The organism is Labrenzia sp. C1B70 (genome assembly GCF_000475395.1).
Taxonomy (GTDB): Bacteria; Pseudomonadota; Alphaproteobacteria; order Rhizobiales; family Stappiaceae; genus Roseibium; species Roseibium algicola.
The window spans coordinates 1-477 of sequence record NZ_AXCE01000059.1 but is presented as its reverse complement, the minus strand read 5'-3'; the positions used below and the strand labels follow the sequence as shown (position 1 = coordinate 477).

Genomic DNA, 477 nt, shown 5'->3' with positions numbered 1-477 from the left:
CTTCGGTGTTCGTATGCAGCGCACTTTCTAATCATCTGATTAGATTTCTGGCTGTGATCCTCTGAACTCCAGTCAGTCACGCGGCCCGGCAGGCTTCAATCTGCCGGGCCGTCCCCATTTTGATTCCCCGAGAATCCGCATGGGGCGAGGCCTCTAGCCTCCCGGTCAAGTGCCAGTCAAACCGGCGATTTTGCCGAGTTTCCTAACAGTTTCTAAATTTCCGATCTGATTTTGTGACATTCGCGCAACACCGGTTTTTGAAAACAGCCGCTGCGGTAGGCGCAAACCGTATTCTGTATTGAACCGGGAAATTGGATGCGTATGGTCATCCTTGCGAGCGGCTTCGAGCCGCACTGATTTGTCTGCCTCGGACGTCCAACCTCCGGTCGGTGGCAAACTCAGAAACAATTCGCGGGGACAATGGCGCTTTTCTTTGGTGCCAATTGAAATGACTGATTGGAGGTCAGATATGAAACT

At 52.2% G+C, this 477-nt stretch carries 1 protein-coding gene; it reads right to left on the bottom strand.

Translation table 11 applies throughout. The features are described 5' to 3' along the window. Nucleotides 1–165: 165 nt before the first annotated feature. Nucleotides 166–477 (bottom strand): hypothetical protein (locus Q666_RS66625; RefSeq protein WP_208994464.1); only part of this gene is annotated, 312 nt, incomplete at its 5' end.